General features: G+C 77.8%; 1 protein-coding gene. It reads left to right on the plus strand.

The genetic code is table 11. The features are described 5' to 3' along the window. Nucleotides 1-98 precede the first annotated feature (98 nt). Nucleotides 99-562, plus strand: a 464-nt coding sequence (locus VP06_RS33320) for a chemotaxis protein CheW (protein ID WP_048468118.1), incomplete at its 3' end; no start/stop codon positions are given.

Raw genomic sequence — 562 nt, forward strand, 5'->3', positions numbered from 1 at the left:
CGCCTGCCGGCCGATGCGGCGTTGCCCGAGGGCGACGGCCTGACGGCCGGCGAGCTTCAGGGGGCCGCCCAGCCGGTCCTCGGCAGCGAGGCTGCCTGATGCCGCAATCCGCGCTCACCGCGGGGCCGGCCCTGCCCGGCGAGGCCGCCCTGACCGCCGCCCGGATCGACGCGATCCTGGATGCCCGCACCCGCAGCCTCGCCACCCGCGGGACAGCGCCCGAGACGCAGCCGACCCGGTCGCTGCTCGTCTGCCGGACGGGCGCCGAGACGGTCGGCCTGCCGCTCGACGGCGTCGCCGAGGTGTTTCCATTCCGGCCCTGCACGCCGGTGCCGGGAGCGCCCGCCTCGCTCGTCGGCCTCACCGGTCGGGGCGGGATCCTCGTCAGCGTGGTCGATCTCGCGGTGGCGCTCGGCACGGCGCCGGCACCGCCGGAGGATGCGGCCGGTCACGTCGTGACCCTGCGGCGCGACGGGCCTCGGATCGGCCTCAGGGTCGATCGGGTCCTGTCGGTGACCGAGGCGGTGGTCGAGAGCCTGGCCGGGCGCGCGCCCGAGACGGG

The sequence above is a fragment of the Methylobacterium aquaticum genome (assembly GCF_001043915.1).
GTDB classification, from domain to species: Bacteria; Pseudomonadota; Alphaproteobacteria; order Rhizobiales; family Beijerinckiaceae; genus Methylobacterium; species Methylobacterium aquaticum.